Raw genomic sequence first — 19,286 nt, 5'->3', positions numbered from 1 at the left:
CGTCAGTTGCAGCCCTGGCTGGTCAGCCAGTCCACGCCTCGGGTCCGAGTGGCGGTGCCGCTCGAGCCGCCGCCGTCCGTGTTCGTGAAGGACAGCGAAACGCTGGCGCCCGAGGACTGGTTCCTGAGCTCCATCGTCATGTTGTTGGGGATGAGCGTGGTGGAGTTCGGGTAGTTCGCGCCGATGGTGTAGCGCAACCGGCCGCTCGGAAGGCTCCCGCACTTGGCCATCTTGTTCTCGAGCTGCACCCAGTTGCCACGGTTGAAGTTGGCATCCTGTGGCACCAGGTTCGCCCGCCCGCCCCAGCCCCCGAGCTGCGAGCCGATGAGGTGCCCCCCGTCATAGTCGTTGTTGGCGTTCTCCGCGTCGCCCCACTGCCCGACGCTCGTCTGACAGGCGTCGATGCGCGGCGCGGCGACGATGGCCGGCAGGTTCTTGTACGCCCGGCTCGGTCGGCCCGCGGTGTCGATGAAGTAGTACTCGCCGTCGAAGTTGTGCCAGATGTTCCGGTCGCTCGAAGGGAAGTTCTTGGGGCAGTCTCGGATGGCGGCCTGGGAGACCTCCCCGTGGGTGACGTAGCCGGCGCCGTACGGCCTGAGCGCCTCCCGGATCTCCTCCTCCGTGTGGCGGTCGAAGAACTCCATGAGGCCGCTCGGGCCACCGAAGTCCTGCTCCAGCTGACGGGCGACGCCATCGCCGCCCAGGTCCGCGTCCGTGGCGCCGCAACCGCCGAGCCACAGGACAAACACCGCCGCGACGGAAAGCTTGTTCAGGGTGCGCATTCTCTTGGTTCCTTCCAGAGCCGGGGTTCACCACCTTCGCGGCCTCGTTTACCAAGAAAGAGAGAATCGCAATACGTGAATTTCTGGTGAACTGCGGCTCCGTGGCTCCAGGAAGAGGGGGGCCGGCGAACTTCCGGCCCCCCGAGTCAACGCGCTACCAGATGCAGGACGGGATGCCGGGGTACAGCGAGAACGAGGAGAGCGCGCCATCCGGCACGACGCCATCCGCGGTGACTCCGGTCGCGACGCCCTTGTACATAGGCGAGGTGCTGGAGTGATAGCCCATGTAATACACGGTGCTGCTCGAGCGCTCGCGGAGGAGCGTTCCGCAATACACCTCATTGCCGTATTGGCCCACCGTTCCCAGGGGAACGACCTTCACGGCGGACGAGCCCCCGAAGTAGGCGAGGTCCGCGGGGTCGGTGACGGGGAACTTGGCGCCCGCCACGAAGAGATAGACGTCGCTCGACGTGCGGTCCTTGATCATCGCGCTGTACACGGGGTTGAGGAAGACGTCCCGCGACCCGTTCGGGACGACGTTGACGCTGGTGGTGTCATCCCAGAAGCCCAGCTCCGTGGGATTGGGAACCCACCAGGCCCTGGCTCCCACCACGACGTAGATGGCTGACTCGCTGAGCTCGAGGATCAGCGTGCCGTCCTGGGGAAACACCTCATAGGAGTTGATGGTGGCCTGGGTCTGCGCCGCAATGGGGGCGAAGGCGTAGTTGCTCCACTCCGCGGGGGGAATGAAGAACCTCGCGCCACCCGCGACCACATAGCGGTTCGAGGTGTCGGAGGCGTGAAGGACATAACCGTCAGCGTAGGGCGCATACCCCGCGAGCGCCTGGGCACCGATGAGGCTCAGACCCAGAGCGAGCAAGCGAGGAAGGAAGGCAAGGAACGAGACAACGCGCACAGGGATTCTCCGTTCAAGATGTGTGTGCCGCTGAGAGGGGCCGGCCCGACTCGGTGACAAAAGAAATACGCCGGCAGCCATTGGCTTCGGTCGTGTCCCTTTCACGGTTTCGTCGATGTGCGCGATGCTTCCGCGATTGCCGAAAAATCGGCCCCGATGAGACCCGGCCGCTACTCGCCCACCGCCATCAGGACTCCAGCGTGCCGCCCAGCTCCCGCGTCCGTTGTTCGACGGCGCGGCGCAGGTTCGTGCGGAGCCGGTGCGCCACGGTGAGCTTCGCGGGCTTGAGTCGGGCCGCCCGCTCCAACCCCGACAGAACGTCCGCCTGGGCGAGGCGCTCATGGGAGCTCTTCATCGCCGTGGTGAAGACGTGGACAGAGTGTCGGCCGGAGGGCTCCCTCAGGAAGCGGAAGCCGCTGCACCAGTCCCTGGAAGGGTGGAGGACCAGCCGGAGGGTGAGGTCGGGGACCTTCAGCTTGGGGACGAGGCTGAAGAGGGCCATCGAGGCCTCGGCGACGCGACGGTTGTCCTCGGACAGATTCAGGCGGAGCTGGAGTTGCTTCAGGCGTGCGGCGAGGGGCGACGTCAGGAGGTCTCGCGCGTATTGGGGGGAGGTGGAGAGGTCGAGCCGCCGGAGCCTCGGGAAGGCGTCAGGTTCTTGGGCCAGCGTGGACCACTGCTCCGTATATGCGAACGAGACCAGGGCTTCCAGGCGAGGCAGCTCGGCCAGTGTCCCGAGGTGCACCTGGCTGTGCGCGAGCGAGCGCAACGACTTCATGACCGGGTGTGGAGTGATGTCCTCGTCGCCCTGTCCCTCCAGGTGTTCCACCGTGGCCCACAGGGGATGACCGACCACCGTCACCTGGGCGCGCGAGAGGGCGTAGGACATGCTCTGCTTCAGGGCGGCGTGGGACAGGAACCCGCGCGTAAAGCGGCATTGGACCTTGAGCACCGCGTCGAGTGGGCCGAGCAGCTCCTTTCGCGCCGTCTTGATGATGTCCCGCTCCCGCTTCTTCTCGGCGTGAGTGAGTGGGCGCCGCGTGGCTTCGAGCTGGAGCGCGATGAGCTCCCCCCGGGGATGGCCTTCTTCGAGGAGTGCGTCGGCCAGCACCGCGCGGGCCTCGTCATCCGCTGGATTCTCGAGCACCTTACCGAGGCAGCAAATCACCGCGGCGGCCACACAGACCTTTCTTCAGTCACCAGGTCGCCATTCAGTAAAAGCTGCTTTTCGTGTTTAACATGCCTCGCCTGCACGCGACGTCTATCGCTCAATCTCGCAGGCAGGAGAGACACATGAAGACGAAGAGCCTGATGTACACGATGGGATTGATGGCGGCCGTGAGCGCGCCGTTGGCCGCCGAGGCCGCTTGCCCCTACAGCTCCATCCAGGTGCGTGTGCAGCCCAACACGTCGACGCCGTGGACGCAGAACCTCACCGTCGCGAACGGGACGAACGTTCACATCGGCGTCTTCTACAACGGCTGGGGCACGCCGGTCGCCGCTGGCTCGGTCGACGTCTATGCCGTCCAGGGTTCGCTCGCGATTCCCATCTCCACCGGCTGGGACGTGTGGTGGAAGCCCAGCATGAAGTCGACCTGGTCCTTCTTCGCCTACTGCCGTGGCGGTGTGGCGCCCAACGACTCCTCGACGGTGATCTGGAACTGAGGAGCGAAGGCGAGGCCCCGAGAGGTGAACTGCTCGGGGCCTCGGAGCCTGTCTGCGTTCACGAGGAAGTTCGTGGAGCCCGCTGGACGCGGTGGTGACTGGCGTCATCGTCCTGATGACCGCGGTGACCGGCGGGGCGCCGCGGGCGGTTCAGGGGATGACGATGTGCGACTGCATGGCGCGCCCGTCATACGGCGTGGCGCCGCAGCGAGCACGGGCCCAGTCGCCATTCACCGCCGAGCAGATGCGGAAGGCCTGGATGTTGGAGGAGGGCACGTTGATGCCGGGCGTGTCACAGCGGCCCTGGTAGGTCCAGGAGAGGCTCTTGTTGACGGCGCCAACGCCAATGCAGGGGCCAATCCACGCGCCGGTGTCTCGCCGCTGCACGTCGATGGAGTACTGGGCGGTGGTCTCCTCCTCGCTCCAGCTCAGGTCCACGAAGGGCGTGTAGCCACCGGGCAGGTCCAGGGCGACGTCGTCGGAGATGCCGTCATAGGCCCGCTCGACGGAGGGGCCCCAGACGTTGTTGTTCGAGTAGAAGATGCGGAAGGCGGCGATGTCGCCCTTGGTCACCACGCGGTCCCCGGCGCTGCGGCACACGCCGTCGAAGACGGTCTTGTTGGCCTGTCCCAGGACGGCCACGGACAGGCACGGGCCCACCACGGTGCCGTCGCGCAGCACGACGTCGAGCGAGTAGCTGTAACCGGTCAGCTTGTTCCACCGGACGTTCACCTGGTTGAGTGAGTGCAGCGAGCCGTCCGGCTTGAAGGCGACGCGCTGCTTGTAGGTGCTGCGCCCGGTGAGGTTGCCCGCGGCGTCGAAGGCGCCAACGTGGAAGACGTTGAAGTACTCACCCCGGCGCTCGACGATGACGTTGTGGCCGTGGCTCTGCACGAGCCTGCCGGCGGTGTTGCGCAGGGGCTGGGAGAGCCGCCGCACCGCTCGTGCCCGCGTGAGCTGGGGGATGGAGTCCCCCATGATGTAATACATGGCGTACTGGCTGTTGTACCAACCGCCGCTGAGGAGCAGGTAGTACAGGCCATTGCGCTTGAAGACCTCGGGGGCCTCGTTGATGCCTTCCTCGTAGGCGGGCGTCGAGAAGACAGCCGGACCCGCGTGGTTGAAGACGGTGCCGGGAGCGGCGGTGTTGAAGGAGGAGATGTTGTTGCCCCGGTCGAACCAGACATAGAAGAACCAGCGGCCCGACGTGTCATTGAACGTGGCCGAGTCGATGCGGATGTTCCGGTTGCAGCCCTGCGGCAGGCACGCCGTACCGGTGGAGGTGCGGGGCCACGTGGTGTTGGCGTTGATGGGCTGGGGGACGCCAAACTGGAAGTTCAGGTCGGGCGCGGTGGCCACGAAGGTCGTCACCTCCTGGCCGGACGGGGGGCACGCGGCGCCGTTGGGGACCCGGTGCGCGGAGAAGTACAGCTGGTACACCCCGTCGTGCTTGCCGAGGTCCGGCGCCCAGAGGAAGCAATAGTCAAACACGGGGTCTGCCACGGATGGGTCATAGGAGCGCTTGAGCTGGTAGCTTGAGAGGTCTCGCGTCTCGTAGATGGGCAGCTGCCAACCGTTACCGGTGCCGGCGAGGAAGAACAGGTCGTCGTGTTCCTTGTAGACGTCGGGGTCGGCCAGCCCCGGGACGAGCAGCGTGCGCCGCCCGTAGTCGCCGCCGCGCGTGGCGCAGGCGGCATCGGTGAATCCCTCGTCACAGGCGCAGCGCGCGGTGCCTGCTTCGTCACGGCAGACGCCATGACCGCTGCAGGTGACGCCGTCACAGACCCCGGCCAGGGCCTGTGCTGTCGAGACTTCCTCCTGTTGGGTTTCCAGTGCTGGTGACGGTTCGCCTCCACACCCGACGATGGCCAGGAAGAGCGCGGACAGTGGGATGACGATGCGGGCGGTGTGCATGGACTTCCTCCTGAGGGCAGCGTCGCAGGAAGAGGGCGTCGGATAAAGCTTGAGTTTCCGGACATCCAGGTCCAGATCGCGACCATGGGCTGACCGTGTCTCGGAGGTGGAGCCCTTGCCTGGTGGAGGGCTGGATGAGAATGCATCGCGCCGCCGCGCTGCTGCTGTTGGTGGGGCTGACAGGCTGCGCTTCGGGGCGCGTGGTGCGCTTGGAGACGGGGCAGGGGCCGCCGGTCATCTTCACGCCTCACGGTGGCGAAGCCGGACCGGTGGAACTGGAGCAGCGCGAGTTCAAGGCGGCCGTGGCGCGGTTGGCGCGGGAGATTCGGACCTCGGCGAATCCTCAACGGGCTGCGCGGAACCTCTTGGGCGTGGAGGCCCGTGGAGGCGCGTACCTCTTCAACCCACGCACCCGGCAGATGATGCCGCTGGAGGGGGAGGTGCTGGCCGCAGACATGCCGACCGCCGAGGTGGAGCTGTCGCGGGCTTACCTGCGTTGGTGCGAGCGCACTGGACGCAAGGGCGACTGCCTGGGGCTGCTGGTGGACAGCCCCACCGTGAGCGGAGACGGGCGCTATGCGTTGACCATGGCCCTGGCCCAAGGCGTGGTCCTGGAAGAGATGTTGGACGCATTCAAGGGCATGGCCGACCCGCACGCGGCGCTCTCGGCGGCGCTGTGGACGATAACCCTCTACATGGTCCTCTGGTCGGTGCCCGAGCCCGTGAGCAAGGGCCTTGCTGCCGTGATGACGGCGACAGCGATTGTCTACCTCGGGGTCGACACCTTCTGGACGCTGGTAGAGGGCTTCAAGCGACTGGTGGAAGAGGCGGACCGAGCGACCACGTTTGACGAACTGAGCGAGGCAGGGGAGCGCTACGGACGGGTCATGGGTCGGAATGCGGCGCGTGCCTTCGTGCTGTTGGCGACGGTGGCCGTGGGGAACACGGCAGCGGGCTTCGCGAACAAGGTGCCCACGTTGCCCGGCTCCGCGCAGGCCGCGGTGCTGGCCGGGGACCGCGCGGGCCTCCGCCTTGCCTTCGTGGGCGAAGTGGGCGCGGTGGCCGTGTCGGGTGGGGCCGTCACCGTGGCACTCGCTCCTGATGCGGTGGCCTGGACCCTGGCGGGCACGGCTGTCGCCCCGGTGGACGCGGAGGGCCACGACCACCACATCGCCACGAACAAGTGGTGGAAGTCGACGAACAAGGAAGGTCCTTGGTCACCCCGGTTTCAGGAGATTTTTGACAGGGCTGGCATGTCGCTGAACGACCCAGCCAACATTGTTCGCGTCAAAGGCCACAAGGGGCCCCACCCACTCGAGTACCATCAGCGTATTTTCCGGACCCTGGCTGACGCAACCGAGGGGTGTCGCACCATGCAGCGATGCCGTGAGGCGCTGACAGCCGAACTCAGCCGGTTGGGGCAGCAGATCGCCACTCCGAGCACCAGGCTCAACAAGCTGGTGACGGGCACGTAGATGCGGCGCCACAATGGGCTCATGTCAAAGCGGTACTTCGACCTGACGGACGACATGCGCGGTGGGGGGCGCTGGTTGCTCGGCACCCCCACAGATGTTCAAGGGCGGGAGGTGGAGGACCCGTGGATGTTTTATCGGGGCGAGCGACTCCCGGACCTGGGCCCCTTGACGCTCCCCATCACAGTGCCAGGCAAGGCGCTTGATTTCTCGCACGCGGCATTCGCGGCCCCTGTGGTCCACGCCCGAGTGGCTTCCGTGTTCTCAGAGCTCGCTCCCGAAGAAGTGCAAACCCTGCCCGTGGAGATTGAGGGCCAGTCGGAGCAGTTCTTCATTCTCGTTGCTACCCAGTTGATTCGTTGCATCGACGAGAAGGCCACCCAGGAGGTCCTGAAATGGACTCTGGAGGACGGGCGCCCAGAGAAGGTTGGAAAGTACCGAGACGTTTGGGGAATGCGGATTGACGCCTCCCAGGTAGGCGACGCGAAGGTCTTCCGCGCCTGGGGATGGCCCATCGTCTTGATAGTCCGAGAGGAGATTCGCGACGCGCTTGATCGCATGGGCGCCACCGGGACGAAGTTTCAGGAAGTCTGATCCACTGACCGTTCGGGAGCGCGCCCTTCAGACAGCCATGGGGACGCTGCGACCTGGTCGACCACGGTCGGCAACCTCTTGAAGTGGGCGCAGAACCTGCTCGACGGGCGCGTTGTTGGCGGTCATCGAGGAGCGCGGGAATCTGGTCACGTAGGTGGTCATCGCCGGGTGCGGAAATCTGGCCATCGACGCAGTTCGGCCCCGTTCCCGCGCTGAGGAGAGCGGAAAGCGGGCCGGAGACCTCCACACCCAACGATGGCCAGGAAGAGCGCGGACAGTGGGATGACGATGCGGGCGGTGTGCATGGACTTCCTCCTGAGGGCAGCGTCGCAGGAAGAGGGCGTCGGATAAAGCTTGAGTTTCCGGACATCCAGGTCCAGATCGCGACCATGGGCTGACCGTGTCTCGGAGGTGGAGCCCTTGCCTGGTGGAGGGCTGGATGAGAATGCATCGCGCGGCCGCGCTGCTGCTGTTGGTGGGGCTGACAGGCTGTGCTTCGGGGCGCGTGGTGCGCTTGGAGACGGGGCAGGGGCCGCCAGTCATCTTCACGCCTCACGGTGGCGAAGCCGGACCGGTGGAGCTGGAGCGGCGCGAGTTCAAAGAGGCCGTGGCGCGGTTGGCGCGGGAGATTCGGACGTCGGCGAATCCTCAACGGGCTGCGCGGAACCTCTTGGGCGTGGAGGCCCGTGGCGGCGCGTACCTCTTCAACCCACGCACCCGGCAGATGACGCCACTGGACGGGGACGCGCTGGCTTCCGACATGCCGACCGCCGAGGTGGAGCTGTCGCGGGCTTACCTGCGTTGGTGCGAGCGCACTGGACGCAAGGGCGACTGCCTGGGGCTGCTGGTGGACAGCCCCACCGTGAGTGGAGACGGGCGCTATGCGTTGACCATGGCCCTGGCCCAAGGCGTGGTCCTGGAAGAGATGTTGGACGCATTCAAGGGCATGGCCGACCCGCACGCGGCGCTCTCGGCGGCGCTGTGGACGATAACCCTCTACATGGTCCTCTGGTCGGTGCCCGAGCCCGTGAGCAAGGGCCTTGCTGCCGTGATGACGGCGACAGCGATTGTCTACCTCGGGGTCGACACCTTCTGGACGCTGGTAGAGGGCTTCAAACTGCTGGTGGAAGAGGCGGACCGGGCGACCACGTTTGACGAACTGAGCGAGGCAGGGGAGCGCTACGGACGGGTCATGGGTCGGAATGCGGCGCGTGCCTTCGTGCTGTTGGCGACGGTGGCCGTGGGGAACACGGCTGCGGGCTTCGCGAACAAGGTGCCCACGTTGCCCGGCTCCGCGCAGGCCGCGGTGCTGGCCGGGGAGCGCGCGGGCCTCCGCCTCGCCTTCGTCGGCGAAGTGGGCGCGGTGGCCGTGTCGGGCGGGGCCGTCACCGTGGCACTCGCTCCTGATGCGGTGGCCTGGGCGCTGGCGGGCACGGCTGCCGCTCCGGTGGACGCGGAGGGGCACGACCACCACATCGCCACGAACAAGTGGTGGAAGTCGACGAACAATGAGGGTCCTTGGTCACCCAAGTTCCAGAGGATCTTCGATAAGGCGGGCATGTCGCTGGATGACCCGGCCAACATCGTCCACGTCAAGGGCCACAAAGGACCCCACCCGCAGGCATACCACGATCGAATTCTTGAGCGTCTGACTGCTGCGACGAGTGGGTGCCGCACAATGGCGCAATGCCGCGAGGTGCTGACCGCCGAACTCGGCAAGCTGGCGCGGCAAGTCTCCACCCCAGGTACCAGTCTCAACAAGCTGGTGACGGGCACCTAGGAACCGAACCAGAATGAGTCCCATGCCCCGTCGGTACTTCAAGTTGAGTGACGACATGACTGTTCCGGGTCGGTGGGTGCTCGGCACTCCAACCGACGTTCAAGGACGGGAGGTGAACGACCCATGGATGTTCTATCGGGGGCAGCGACTTCCAGACCTGGGTCGCTTGACGCTTCCCCTGGACGTACCCGGAAGGGCACTTGACTTCTCACTTGCGGCTTTCGCAGCCCCGGTGGTCCATGCCCGAGTGGCTTCTGTGCTCGCGGAGCTTGCTCCCAAGGAAGTGCAGACGCTGCCCGTGGAAATTGGAGGCCAGCACGAGCCGTTTTTCATTCTCGTGGCCACCCAGCTGATTCGCTGCATTGACGACAAGGCCACCGAGGAAGTCCTGATGTGGACGCCAGAGGACGGGCGTCCTGAGAAGGTTGGAGAATACCGAGACGTTTGGGGAATGCGGATTGACGCTTCGCAGGTAGGTGACGCGAAGGTGTTCCGCCCGTGGGGATGGCCCATCGCGTTGATTGTCCGAGAGGAGATTCGCGACGCGCTTGAGCGCATGGGCGCCACCGGGGCGAAGTTTCAGGAAGTCTAATCCCCTGGCTAATCGGGAGCGCGACCTTCAGACTCCCATAGGGGCGCTGCGACATGGCCGACCACGGTCGGCAACCTCTTGAAGTGGGAGCAGCACCTGCTCGACGGGCGCGTCGGCGGGCAGGCGTTGATGGCGTCGTTGCAGACATGCCGATGGACGGCAAGCGGATGTTCTGGGGCGGCTTCGTGCCCATCATCCAGCGGGAGGAGTGACATGCACGGCGACTTCATCTGGTACGAGCTGATGACCCCCGACGCCAACGGCGCGCGCGCCTTCTACTCCAAAGTTGTCGGCTGGACGATCGGGGCGTCGGAGGGGGAGCCCAGCTATGCCATGATCGAAGGTTCCGAGGGCATGGTCGGCGGCATGCTGACGCTGTCCGCGGGGATGCAGCAGCACGGCGCGCGACCCGTGTGGCTGGGCTATGTCGCGGTCGACGATGTCGATCAGGCACTGACTTCGCTCAAACAGGCCGGCGGCAAGGTATGGATGCCCGCCACGGATATCCCGCAGGGGCGCTTTGCGATGGTCGCCGATCCACAGGGCGCCGTCTTCTACGTCATGACGCCCAAGCCGCCGCCGGGGCAGGCTGACAAGGAGAGCCTCGCCTTCTCCTATGAGCGCAAGCGCATCGGGCATTGCGCGTGGAACGAGCTGATGACCCCCGATCCCGCCGCCGCGCTGCGCTTCTACGGCGAACGCTTCGGCTGGGTGAAGGACGGCGACATGGATATGGGGTCGCTCGGCAAATACGAGTTCCTGAGCCATGCCTCGCGGCGAAACGCAGCCCGAATGGGTAGCGGCATGATCGGCGCGGTGATGCCGATGATGGCGGGCGCCCCCGGGCCCGCCTGGTTGCACTATTTCCGCGTCGCCGATATCGACGCGGCGAAGGCGGCAATCGAGGCCCATGGCGGGCAGGTGCTCAACGGTCCGAACGAAATCCCCGGCGGCGATTTCTCGATGAGCGGGGTCGATCCGCAAGGTGCGGTGTTCGCGCTGGTCGGTGCAAGGAAGAGGTAGGCGAAATGGCGGAGAAGATTATCAACTCCCCGCCGCGATTTTGTCGGGCTCAACGGCGGGCCGGCGTTCAAGCCTGACGAGGCGGTCAGTTTCATGGTGGTCACCAAGAACCAGGAAGAAACCGGCCGTTACCGGAATGCGATCGGGGCGATCAGCTCCAGGGTCTGCTCGGCCAGGGGCCACGCCTGCTCCATGCTCCGGTTCATCGCGATGGCGACGCTGAGCTGCTCCTCCGGAATCACCATCCAGAAGAACGTAGACCCGGCCGCGGCCCCGCCGTGGTGATGCACCACGAGCTCGCGGCCGTTGTGATTCCATTTGAAACGCCGCCAGCCGAGTCCATAGCCGTAGGGATTCGTCGTTCCGTCCGGCAGCACTCCCGGCGTGAACAGCAATTCGCGCGTGGCCGGCTTCACCAGTCCGTCGCTCAGGAACGCGCTCCCGAGTAACGCCAGCTCGCGCGGCGTCCCGACCATGCCGCCTCCCGCCCACTTGCCACTGTTGTCGACGGTGTCAGCGGGTTTGTAGCGTTCACCTTCGACTTCGTACCCGCGCGCATCGGGCTGCAGTCCGCCATTGCGCTCGAGGCCCACGCCCTTGACCTGGGCAACGTCGAACACCTCGCGCCGCAGCAGGGAGTCGAAGTCAGCGCCCCCCGCGGACTCCAGCACGGCGCTGAGCAACACGTAGCCGTAAGTGCTGTACTTGAATTGCGTCCCCGGCTCGAAGATCAGCGGATCTTCGATGAAGACCTCAAGGCTCTCCTTCACCGACGCGTACGAGGCCCGGCTGTAATACTCCCAGACCGGGAAACACAGACACATCTCATAGTGACGCAGCCCTGCCTGATGGGACGCGAGACGACGCGGCGTGACACCGGCGTGCGGATATCCGGGCAGGTACTTCGACACCGGCGCATCCCATTCGAGCTTTCCCTGCTCGAAGAGCCGCCCCGCCAGCAGCGAGGTGACCGCTTTCGACGTGCTGCCGAGCCGGTACACGGTGTTCTCGTTCGCCGGAGTTCGCGCCTCGACATCCGCGAACCCGAGCGACTCGGTCCACAGAAGGGCACCGTCGCGCGCCACCGCCACCGTGAGACTCGGCGCCTGGAGCGCGAGCTGTGCACGCTTCAGGCGCTCCGTCCCATCGACCGGTGCAGCCACCGCGACCGCGCGCGAGCCCGGCTGGGCTGCACTCAGCTCCAGCGGTTTCCAATCGAGCGTCCAGGTCAGCACGCGTTCGAATGCGCCATGCAGCACGAAGCCGGTGCATCCCAACACCAACGTGCACAAGGCAAGACCGACGAGCAAACGGCGAGGCGTCACGGAGAGAGCGCTCTCTGGTCCGGCGAGCGGACGACGATGGGTGGGCAACGGGAGATTGCTACTTGCCTTCTTTGATCTTCTCGTCGATGGCCGCAATCATCGTTCTGAGGTCCTTGATGGATTCATGGGCCAAGGGTTGGATGTACTCAAGGTAGAAGTCGCTGTCGTGCTTGAAGGGGGCGGGTACTCGCCCGTTCTTCATGGTGCCGTGGTCGCGCTTCAGTTCTTCGGCGACAAGCACCAGATTCTCCTTCTTCTGATCCAGGTACTCTCCCTGTTTCCAGTTGAAGTAACCCGGCTTCTGGTAGACGCGAAACGGACCTGAGTTCTTGTCCCGGCCAATCTCAAAGAACTCCCATTTGCTGGCGTCCTTTGTCTTCACGTCCGTGCACTTGGGTTTCATCTTGTTGAACGCGAGTTGGTGCTTGCCCGTGATGGAGCCGAAAACCGCCTCTGCATTGGTTTGCTTGTCGAAGGTGGCGCTCTCCAGACCGCTCGCGCTCAGGTCGAAGATTTGGCCGTACTCGTTTGAGACATCAAGGTTGAGGCTGCCCAGGCATTGGTTCTCCACGCCAAACGCACCCGCTCGGGAGAAGCTGATGAAGGTCTCGGTGAATGGCTTTGACGGATATTCATGGACCCATTGGCTGGGGCCGATTTTCAGGTCGAGCACGATGCCCGCGCGAGTGCCTGCGATAAAAGACTTGGTCAAGTCTCCGATGGCGTAACTGGTGTAGCCGACGCCCATGTCACCAATCCATCGACGCAGGAGTGCCCGGGTGATTGGCATGACCGTGGTCGCGGGGTCGAGAACGTCGGTGAGGGAGACCACGGAGAGGGTCTCCTCAGTGACCTTGGGGGATTTGAGCGCGGAATGGGCATCCTGGTGGAAAATCGCGCTCACGTCGGCATTCACCTGCGGGGCAGGGTGCTTGTAGATGGTGACGGTCCAGCCACACGATATCCAGCTGAGGATGTTGAACGCCGACTGGCAGCTGATCAGTCCGTTCCCAATCCAGACGCAGTTGATCTTCTTTTGTTCCGTGGGAAGCGCTGCCAAGGTTGTCATGATGAACTCCTACGCGTGGAAATATCTGTTGAGAGCATCTCGTGACGAGGCGGCCGAATCAAGGTTCCGAGGTATCTCAAGGCCCAGCCCTTCTGCCAGGTCGTGTCCCGACACGAGCGTCGTCGGCAGGCAGGGGGGCAGGATGGAGGGGCGTGTTTCAGTGAAACCCACGGAGGGGGCTCCCCTCCGGCGTAGCCGACCGACAGCCGGCGTCCTGACAGATCGTTGGCACGGCGTTGAGCATCGGAAGAATAGGGGCCGTGTTGAGGACTGTGGGCTGGTGAAGAGGGGCAGAGGAGGGATGCCCCCGGGCTGTGCGCCAAGCCGGTGGAGAGGCTGTGCAGCCCTCTGGAGGCACACGCCGGCCCATGCGGACAGTGGGATGACGATGCGGGCGGTGTGCATGGACTTCCTCCTGAGGGCAGCGTCGCAGGAAGAGGGCGTCGGATAAAGCTTGAGTTTCAGGACATCCAGGTCCAGATCGCGACCATGGGCTGACCGTGTCTCGGAGGTGGAGCCCTTTGCTGGTGGAGGGCTGGATGAGAATGCATCACGCGGCCGCGCTGCTGCTGTTGGTGGGACTGACAGGCTGCGCTTCGGGGCGCGTGGTGCGCTTGGAGACGGGGCAGGGGCCGCCAGTCATCTTCACGCCTCACGGTGGCGAAGCATGGCCGACCCGCACGCGGCGCTCTCGGCGGCGCTGTGGACGATAACCCTCTACATGGTCCTCTGGTCGGTGCCCGAGCCCGTGAGCAAGGGCCTTGCTGCCGTGATGACGGCGACAGCGATTGTCTACCTCGGGGTCGACACCTTCTGGACGCTGGTAGAGGGCTTCAAGCGACTGGTGGAAGAGGCGGACCGGGCGACCACGTTTGACGAGCTGCGCGAGGCAGGGGAGCGCTACGGACGGGGCATGGGTCGGAACGCGGCGCGTGCCTTCGTGCTGTTGGCGACGGTGGCCGTGGGGAACACGGCAGCGGGCTTCGCGAACAAGGTGCCCACGTTGCCCGGTTCCGCCCAGGCCGCGGTGCTGGCCGGGGACCGCGCGGGCCTCCGCCTTGCCTTCGTGGGCGAAGTGGGCGCGGTGGCCGTGTCGGGTGGGGCCGTCACCGTGGCACTCGCTCCTGATGCGGTGGCCTGGGCGCTGGCGGGCACGGCTGCCGCTCCGGTGGACGCGGAGGGGCACGACCACCACATCGCCACGAACAAGTGGTGGAAGTCGACGAACAAGGATGGTCCTTGGTCGCCCCGGTTTCAGGAGATTTTCGACAGGGCTGGCATGTCGCTGAACGACCCAGCCAACATTGTTCGCGTCAAAGGCCACAAGGGGCCCCACCCACTGGATTACCATCGGCGGATCTTCCGGCGCCTGGACGCTGCAACGCGAACCTGTCGCACCATGACGCAGTGTCGCGAAGCGCTGACGAAGGAACTCGACAGCCTGGCGCAGGACATCGCTGCTCCCGGTACCCACCTCAATAGGCTGGTGACGGGAGCATAAGGGCGACACAATGGTCCGCATGTCCAAGCGTTACTTTGACTTGAGCGACGACATGACCATTCAAGGTCGGTGGTTGCTCGGCACCCCTACTGATGCTGAAGGCCGACCGCATCGTGAGCCGTGGGTGTTCACCGACGGGACTCCGTTGGTCAACCCGGGACTGTTGAAGCTCCCGATGCATCTACCCGGAACAGCGCTAGACTTCTCGCTGGCGGCCCGCTCAACTCCTGTCGTTCACGCCAAGGTGGCATCCGTTTTCGCGGAGCTTGCTCCCGATGACGTACAGCTCTTTCCCATCGAGGTCGCGGGCCAGTCGGAGCAATTCTGCATTCTCGTGGCCACCCAGCTGATTCGCTGCATTGACGACAAGGCCACCGAGGAAATCCTGATGTGGACGCCAGAGAACGGGCATCCAGAGAAGGTTGGTGAGTACCGAGACGTTTGGGGAATGCGGATTGACGCTTCGCAGGTAGGTGACGCGAAGGTGTTCCGCCCGTGGGGATGGCCCATCGCGTTGATTGTCCGAGAGGAGATCCGCGACGCACTCGAGCACATGGGCGCCACTGGGACGACGTTTCAGGAGGTCTAATCCTCTGATCGATCGTCGCTGAGGTGAGCCAATTGCCGTGCACGGGAGTGTAATGCACGGTGATGAGACGCCAGCGGTGACCACCACAATGGGCCACATGCCAAAGCGGTACTTCGACCTGCAGGACAACATGCTCATTCGGGGGGCGATGGTTGATCGGCACGCCCACGGAAGTTCACGGTCGGGGCGGCGAACAGCCCATTGGCTTCGTTGTCGAAGCTCAGGTGTTGGAATTCAAGGATGGAAGGGTGAAAGGATACAACGCGGCCGGTGGAACCGTCGTGGATCGCTGACCCTGAGTCCCTCGCGGTGACGTACCGGGAGTCAGTCGATATGTAGGAACAAGGCTCAGTGCGATGTCTATCAGGGTTCCTCGGTGATTAGACATTCGGAGGGGAGGTCCCCTTTTGCCAGTCGGCGTTTGTTGTCTTTGTGAGGTGTCTTTCCCCGTACAGTGTCACTGGGAATCCGGTAAATGGCAAAATGAGTAGTGATGTCCGGTCTCCGCATGATGCTGTTCGGGCCAAGCACGACAATAAGCTCATCGTAATCATCCGGATTGCCGCATTCAATGTTCTTGCTGGTTCCACCGTTGAACTTGACCTGAACCTTCCTGCCCTCAATTATTCCATCATGCCCGGGCTCTCGGCCACTAGAAGCGAGAGTCATGCCAAACTGTGACACGGCAAGAAACTCTGCAATGTCGCCGAGATACTTGTCCGAACGGATGATGCCAAGCCCTTTCAGTTTTTCGGCCGCCGCAAAGAACTCGCCGATTGCGGTCATTTGTTCGTCAGTCATTCCCTCTCCAGTGACGCATAGCCGTACTCAGTGCGTGCTCAGTCCGAACGCTCACTTCGATGTTTATCAATAGGCAGCCTGACGTTCGGAAAAAGCGAACGCGATAGCTAAGCTCAGGGCGCAAACGGGTGTAGTCCTCCGCCTGATAGGCAGTAGTCTCCTCGTGGTTTTTTGCACTTTACGCCGAGGTTGGTTGCTGTTCGCGCGGCAGTCCCCCTCGGGATGTGTCTTGGGTGTCGGAGTGTGGCAGGACCGGGGTGACGGTAGGCTAGGGCGTCAGCGAAGTTAGGTCTGCTGTGGCCAAGCTGGTGCAGGTTTCAGAGGGAAATCGAACGGTCGTCCTTTGGTCCGAGTATGGGTCCAATTCGTCTGCACGGCTTCGATTCCCGCCGCCTCAAGTGCTCGAAAACGCCGCAGGCCCGGGGCGTCCTGCTGGAACGCCATCCGGGCCCGCTCTGTGACTCGTCTTCTGGGGCTCCTCGGAGCCTCGTCGCGTGTCTATCGAGGGCGCTTGCTCTCCTGGAACGTCACCTCGAGCGGGACTTCCTTCCCCTCGCGCAGCACTCGCGCCTCCACCGTCTCGCCGGGCTTGGAGGAGTTGAGCACGAACATCAGGTCCTCCACGCCGCCGATGACGTGCTTGCCCAACCGCACGAGGACGTCACCGCGCAGCATTCCAGCCTGGTCCGCCGCGCCGCCAGCGCGCACGCCCGCGAGCAGCATGCCCTTCTGTCCGTTCGGCGGGCCCGCGTAGTCCGGCACCGTTCCCAGTGACGCGTTGAAGCTGCGCAGGTCACCACGCGGCGTGGGGGAGGGGACCTTGCGATACGTCAGCGCCGTCTTCCCATCCAGGCCCACCGTCACGGCGGACACGATGCGCGCCACCTGCGCCGCACCCACCGCGTTGATGCCCTCCACGGTGTCCGTGGGCTTGTGGTAGTCCGAGTGCGCTCCCGTGAAGAAGTGCAGCACCGGCACGCCCGCCGCGTAGAAGGGCGAGTGGTCGCTCGGGCCATACCCGTCACCGCTCGGGTTGCAGGTGACTCGCGCTTCGTCGCAAGCCCGCGCGAGCAGCGGTCCCCACTCGCCGGCGGACTCGGCGCCCAGCACCGACAGGCCGCCGGAGCGCAGCCGGCCCACCATGTCCAGGTTCAGCATCGCGGTGACCTGCTTCATCCCCGCGTCTCCTCGCTGCCGGGTGAAGTGCGTGGAGCCGAGCAACCCCGTCTCCTCACCCGAGAACGCGAGGAAGAGCACGTCGTGCTTCAGCTCCGCACGGCGCTCCTTCAGCGTGCGCGCAATCTCCAACAGCGCCGCGACGCCAGAGGCGTTGTCATCCGCGCCGCCATGCGCCTCGTGCCGGTCCGGCATCAGCGAGCCACGTCCGCCGAAGCCCAGGTGGTCATAGTGCGCGCCCACCACGATGGTGCCCGGCAGCTTGCCCTCGCCAGCCTCCAGCACCGCCGCGACGTTGAAGGCCGCGCGCTGCTCGAACTCGAGCTTCACGTCCACCTGCGCGTCCACACGCTTGCGCGCAATCAACGAGCCCATCACCGGCTCCATCGCCGCGCGCTTCACCACGACGACCGGCAGCCCCGCGTCGCCCACGCCTTCGGGATGCAGGACGGGCAGGGTCGCCTCGGGAGGCATCCGCCACTCCTTGGGCGCGGGCGTGGGCGCCTGCGGCCAGTCCACGACGATGAGCGCCTTCGCGCCGCGCTGCGCCGCCTGCCAGGCCTTGTAGCGGAGGTCACCGAAGCGCCGCTGCTTGTCCGTGTCGGAGAACTCAGGAGCGTCCGGGACGAACCGGCGCACCACCACAATCTTCCCCTTCACCGACAGCTTCGCGTAGTCGTCCACCTTGAGCGACGGCTCCACGATTCCGTAGCCGGCGAACACCAGCGCACCCTTCGCCTGGCCCTGCCCGGAGAAGCCGAGCACCGTGTACGCATCCGTCGGGAGCACCGTCTTCCCGAGCTGCACCTGCGTCCCGGCCCCGGGCTGCACGGCCGTGGTGACGGGGAACGCCTGTCGGAACGTCCCGGTGTCACCCGCGGGCGTCAGGCCCAGCTCCTGGAACCGCGTCTCGATGAGTCCCCCAGCGGCCTCGAGGCCCTTCGTGCCGATGCCCCGACCCTCCTGCGCGGGCGCGGCGAGGAAGGAGACGTCTTCTCGGATGCGGTCCGCGGCGGCCGACGGTGCACCCGAGGCCGGCTTCGCGTCGTCCACCCAGCGGGCGATGAACAGGTTGGTGTCGCTCTTGCCCTGCGCGGTGGCGCGGTTGCTGGAGAAGGCCAGCCACTTGCCGTCCGGCGAGAACATCGGGAAACCATCGAAGCCCGGCGCGTGGGTGATGCGCTCCAGGTTGGAGCCGTCGACGTCCACCGCCCAGATGTCGAACTCACGGCCCTTCGGGTCTCCGTGGTTGGACGCGAAGAGGATGCGCCGGCCATTGGGGTGGAAGAAGGGCGCGAAGGCGGCGCCGTTCAGCCAGGTGATCTGCTTGGCCTCCGAGCCGTCCGCGTTGGCCACGTACAGCTCCAGCTTGGTGGGCCGCACCAGGCCGCGCTTGAGCAGCCCCTGGTAGTCGTCCAGCGCCTTGCCGGGCTGCGGACGCGACGCGCGCCACACAATCTTGGAGCAGTCCGCGTTGAAGAAGGCCCCGCCGTCATAGCCGGGCGTGTGCGTCAGCCGCTTCACGTTCTTCCCGTCGCGGTCCATCCGGTACAGCTCCAGGTCCCCATCCCGCACGGACGTGAAGATGATGGAGCCGTCCTTCCCGCAGACGGTGCCCTCGGCGTCGTAGCCCGGGTTGTCCGTCAGCCGCGTCAGCCCGCTGCCATCCGCGTTCGACTTGAAGATGTCGTACGTGTCGTACAGCGCCCAGACGTAGCCCATCGAGTGGTCGGGCTTGGGCGGGCAGGCCTCGCCGCCCAGGTGCGTGGAGGCGTAGATGACCTCCTGCTCACCGGGCAGGAAGTGCGCGCACGTCGTCGCGCCCTGGCCGCTGGAGATGGGCGTCACCGTGGCGGCGGCGCTGCTCGCGGGGTCCACCGCCATGCGGTAGATGCGGTCACACCCCATGCCCTCGTGGCGGGCCTGGAGCGAGAGCTGCTTGCCGTCGAAGGACCAATAGGCCTCGGCGTTCTCACCGCCGAAGGTCATCTGCCGCAGGTCGGCCAGCCGGACTTCCTCCGGGAGCGCGGGAGTCTGGGACGAGGTGGACGCGGAGCCCGCCGTGGCTTCTGAAGCCGACGGCGACG

At 65.3% G+C, this 19,286-nt stretch carries 15 protein-coding genes and 1 pseudogene; 8 read left to right on the top strand and 8 right to left on the bottom strand.

Annotated elements, in window-relative coordinates:
* Positions 1-2 precede the first annotated feature (2 nt).
* The 3 genes from ACN469_RS11230 to ACN469_RS11220 form a co-directional block, all read right to left on the bottom strand.
* Entirely contained in the window at positions 3-782 is a 780-nt protein-coding gene (locus ACN469_RS11230; RefSeq protein ID WP_498767002.1) for a DNA/RNA non-specific endonuclease, read from the bottom strand.
* Positions 783-936: 154 nt separating this feature from the next.
* Positions 937-1,698 carry a hypothetical protein gene (locus tag ACN469_RS11225; RefSeq protein ID WP_498767000.1) on the bottom strand — a complete coding sequence of 254 codons (762 nt, stop codon included), beginning with the start codon at positions 1,696-1,698 and terminating at the stop codon, positions 937-939.
* A 187-nt stretch (positions 1,699-1,885) separates the two neighbouring features.
* A complete protein-coding gene (locus ACN469_RS11220; RefSeq protein ID WP_498766998.1) occupies positions 1,886-2,845 on the bottom strand; it encodes a TIGR02996 domain-containing protein in 960 nt (319 codons plus the stop codon).
* Positions 2,846-2,991: 146 nt separating this feature from the next.
* Between ACN469_RS11220 and ACN469_RS11215 the strand changes: the two genes are divergently transcribed.
* Positions 2,992-3,363, top strand: coding sequence for a hypothetical protein (locus tag ACN469_RS11215; protein WP_498766996.1), 372 nt, complete (start codon positions 2,992-2,994; stop codon positions 3,361-3,363).
* 150 nt (positions 3,364-3,513) lie between these two features.
* Here the strand turns inward: ACN469_RS11215 and ACN469_RS11210 are convergent, their stop codons facing one another.
* The gene (locus ACN469_RS11210; protein WP_498766994.1) at positions 3,514-5,277 is read right to left on the bottom strand and encodes a family 43 glycosylhydrolase; all 1,764 of its coding nucleotides are present in this window, start codon (positions 5,275-5,277) and stop codon (positions 3,514-3,516) included.
* Between the two features lie 134 nt (positions 5,278-5,411).
* Between ACN469_RS11210 and ACN469_RS11205 the strand changes: the two genes are divergently transcribed.
* From ACN469_RS11205 to ACN469_RS11185, 5 genes are all read left to right on the top strand, one after another.
* Entirely contained in the window at positions 5,412-6,752 is a 1,341-nt protein-coding gene (locus tag ACN469_RS11205; protein WP_498766992.1) for an AHH domain-containing protein, read from the top strand.
* A 21-nt stretch (positions 6,753-6,773) separates the two neighbouring features.
* Positions 6,774-7,343, top strand: coding sequence for an imm11 family protein (locus tag ACN469_RS11200; RefSeq protein ID WP_498766990.1), 570 nt, complete (start codon positions 6,774-6,776; stop codon positions 7,341-7,343).
* Positions 7,344-7,782: 439 nt separating this feature from the next.
* Positions 7,783-9,123 carry an AHH domain-containing protein gene (locus ACN469_RS11195; protein WP_498766988.1) on the top strand — a complete coding sequence of 447 codons (1,341 nt, stop codon included), beginning with the start codon at positions 7,783-7,785 and terminating at the stop codon, positions 9,121-9,123.
* 247 nt (positions 9,124-9,370) lie between these two features.
* A complete protein-coding gene (locus ACN469_RS11190) occupies positions 9,371-9,715 on the top strand; it encodes a hypothetical protein (RefSeq protein ID WP_498766986.1) in 345 nt (114 codons plus the stop codon).
* 213 nt (positions 9,716-9,928) lie between these two features.
* Complete coding sequence (locus ACN469_RS11185; RefSeq protein WP_498766984.1) at positions 9,929-10,738, top strand: VOC family protein; 810 nt, start codon at positions 9,929-9,931, stop codon at positions 10,736-10,738.
* Between the two features lie 128 nt (positions 10,739-10,866).
* Here ACN469_RS11185 and ACN469_RS11180 read toward each other — a convergent pair whose 3' ends face one another.
* Both ACN469_RS11180 and ACN469_RS11175 read right to left on the bottom strand, forming a co-directional pair.
* On the bottom strand, positions 10,867-12,063 hold the full coding sequence (locus ACN469_RS11180) for a serine hydrolase domain-containing protein (protein ID WP_498766982.1): 1,197 nt from the start codon (positions 12,061-12,063) through the stop codon (positions 10,867-10,869).
* Positions 12,064-12,121: 58 nt separating this feature from the next.
* A complete protein-coding gene (locus tag ACN469_RS11175) occupies positions 12,122-13,132 on the bottom strand; it encodes a hypothetical protein (RefSeq protein ID WP_498766980.1) in 1,011 nt (336 codons plus the stop codon).
* A gap of 664 nt (positions 13,133-13,796) precedes the next feature.
* Here ACN469_RS11175 and ACN469_RS11170 point away from each other — a divergent pair.
* Both ACN469_RS11170 and ACN469_RS11165 read left to right on the top strand, forming a co-directional pair.
* Positions 13,797-14,633: pseudogene (locus ACN469_RS11170) on the top strand (AHH domain-containing protein); the annotation flags it as partial.
* A 19-nt stretch (positions 14,634-14,652) separates the two neighbouring features.
* Positions 14,653-15,222, top strand: coding sequence for an imm11 family protein (locus tag ACN469_RS11165; RefSeq protein ID WP_498766978.1), 570 nt, complete (start codon positions 14,653-14,655; stop codon positions 15,220-15,222).
* A gap of 363 nt (positions 15,223-15,585) precedes the next feature.
* Here the strand turns inward: ACN469_RS11165 and ACN469_RS11160 are convergent, their stop codons facing one another.
* Positions 15,586-16,023 carry a DUF6998 domain-containing protein gene (locus ACN469_RS11160; RefSeq protein ID WP_498766976.1) on the bottom strand — a complete coding sequence of 146 codons (438 nt, stop codon included), beginning with the start codon at positions 16,021-16,023 and terminating at the stop codon, positions 15,586-15,588.
* Between the two features lie 498 nt (positions 16,024-16,521).
* Positions 16,522-19,286, bottom strand: a 2,765-nt coding sequence (locus ACN469_RS11155) for a M20/M25/M40 family metallo-hydrolase (protein ID WP_498766974.1), incomplete at its 5' end; no start/stop codon positions are given.

The sequence above is a fragment of the Corallococcus terminator genome (genome assembly GCF_049194865.1).
Classification (GTDB): domain Bacteria; phylum Myxococcota; class Myxococcia; order Myxococcales; family Myxococcaceae; genus Myxococcus; species Myxococcus terminator_A.
This window is presented reverse-complemented; position numbering and strand designations above follow the sequence as displayed.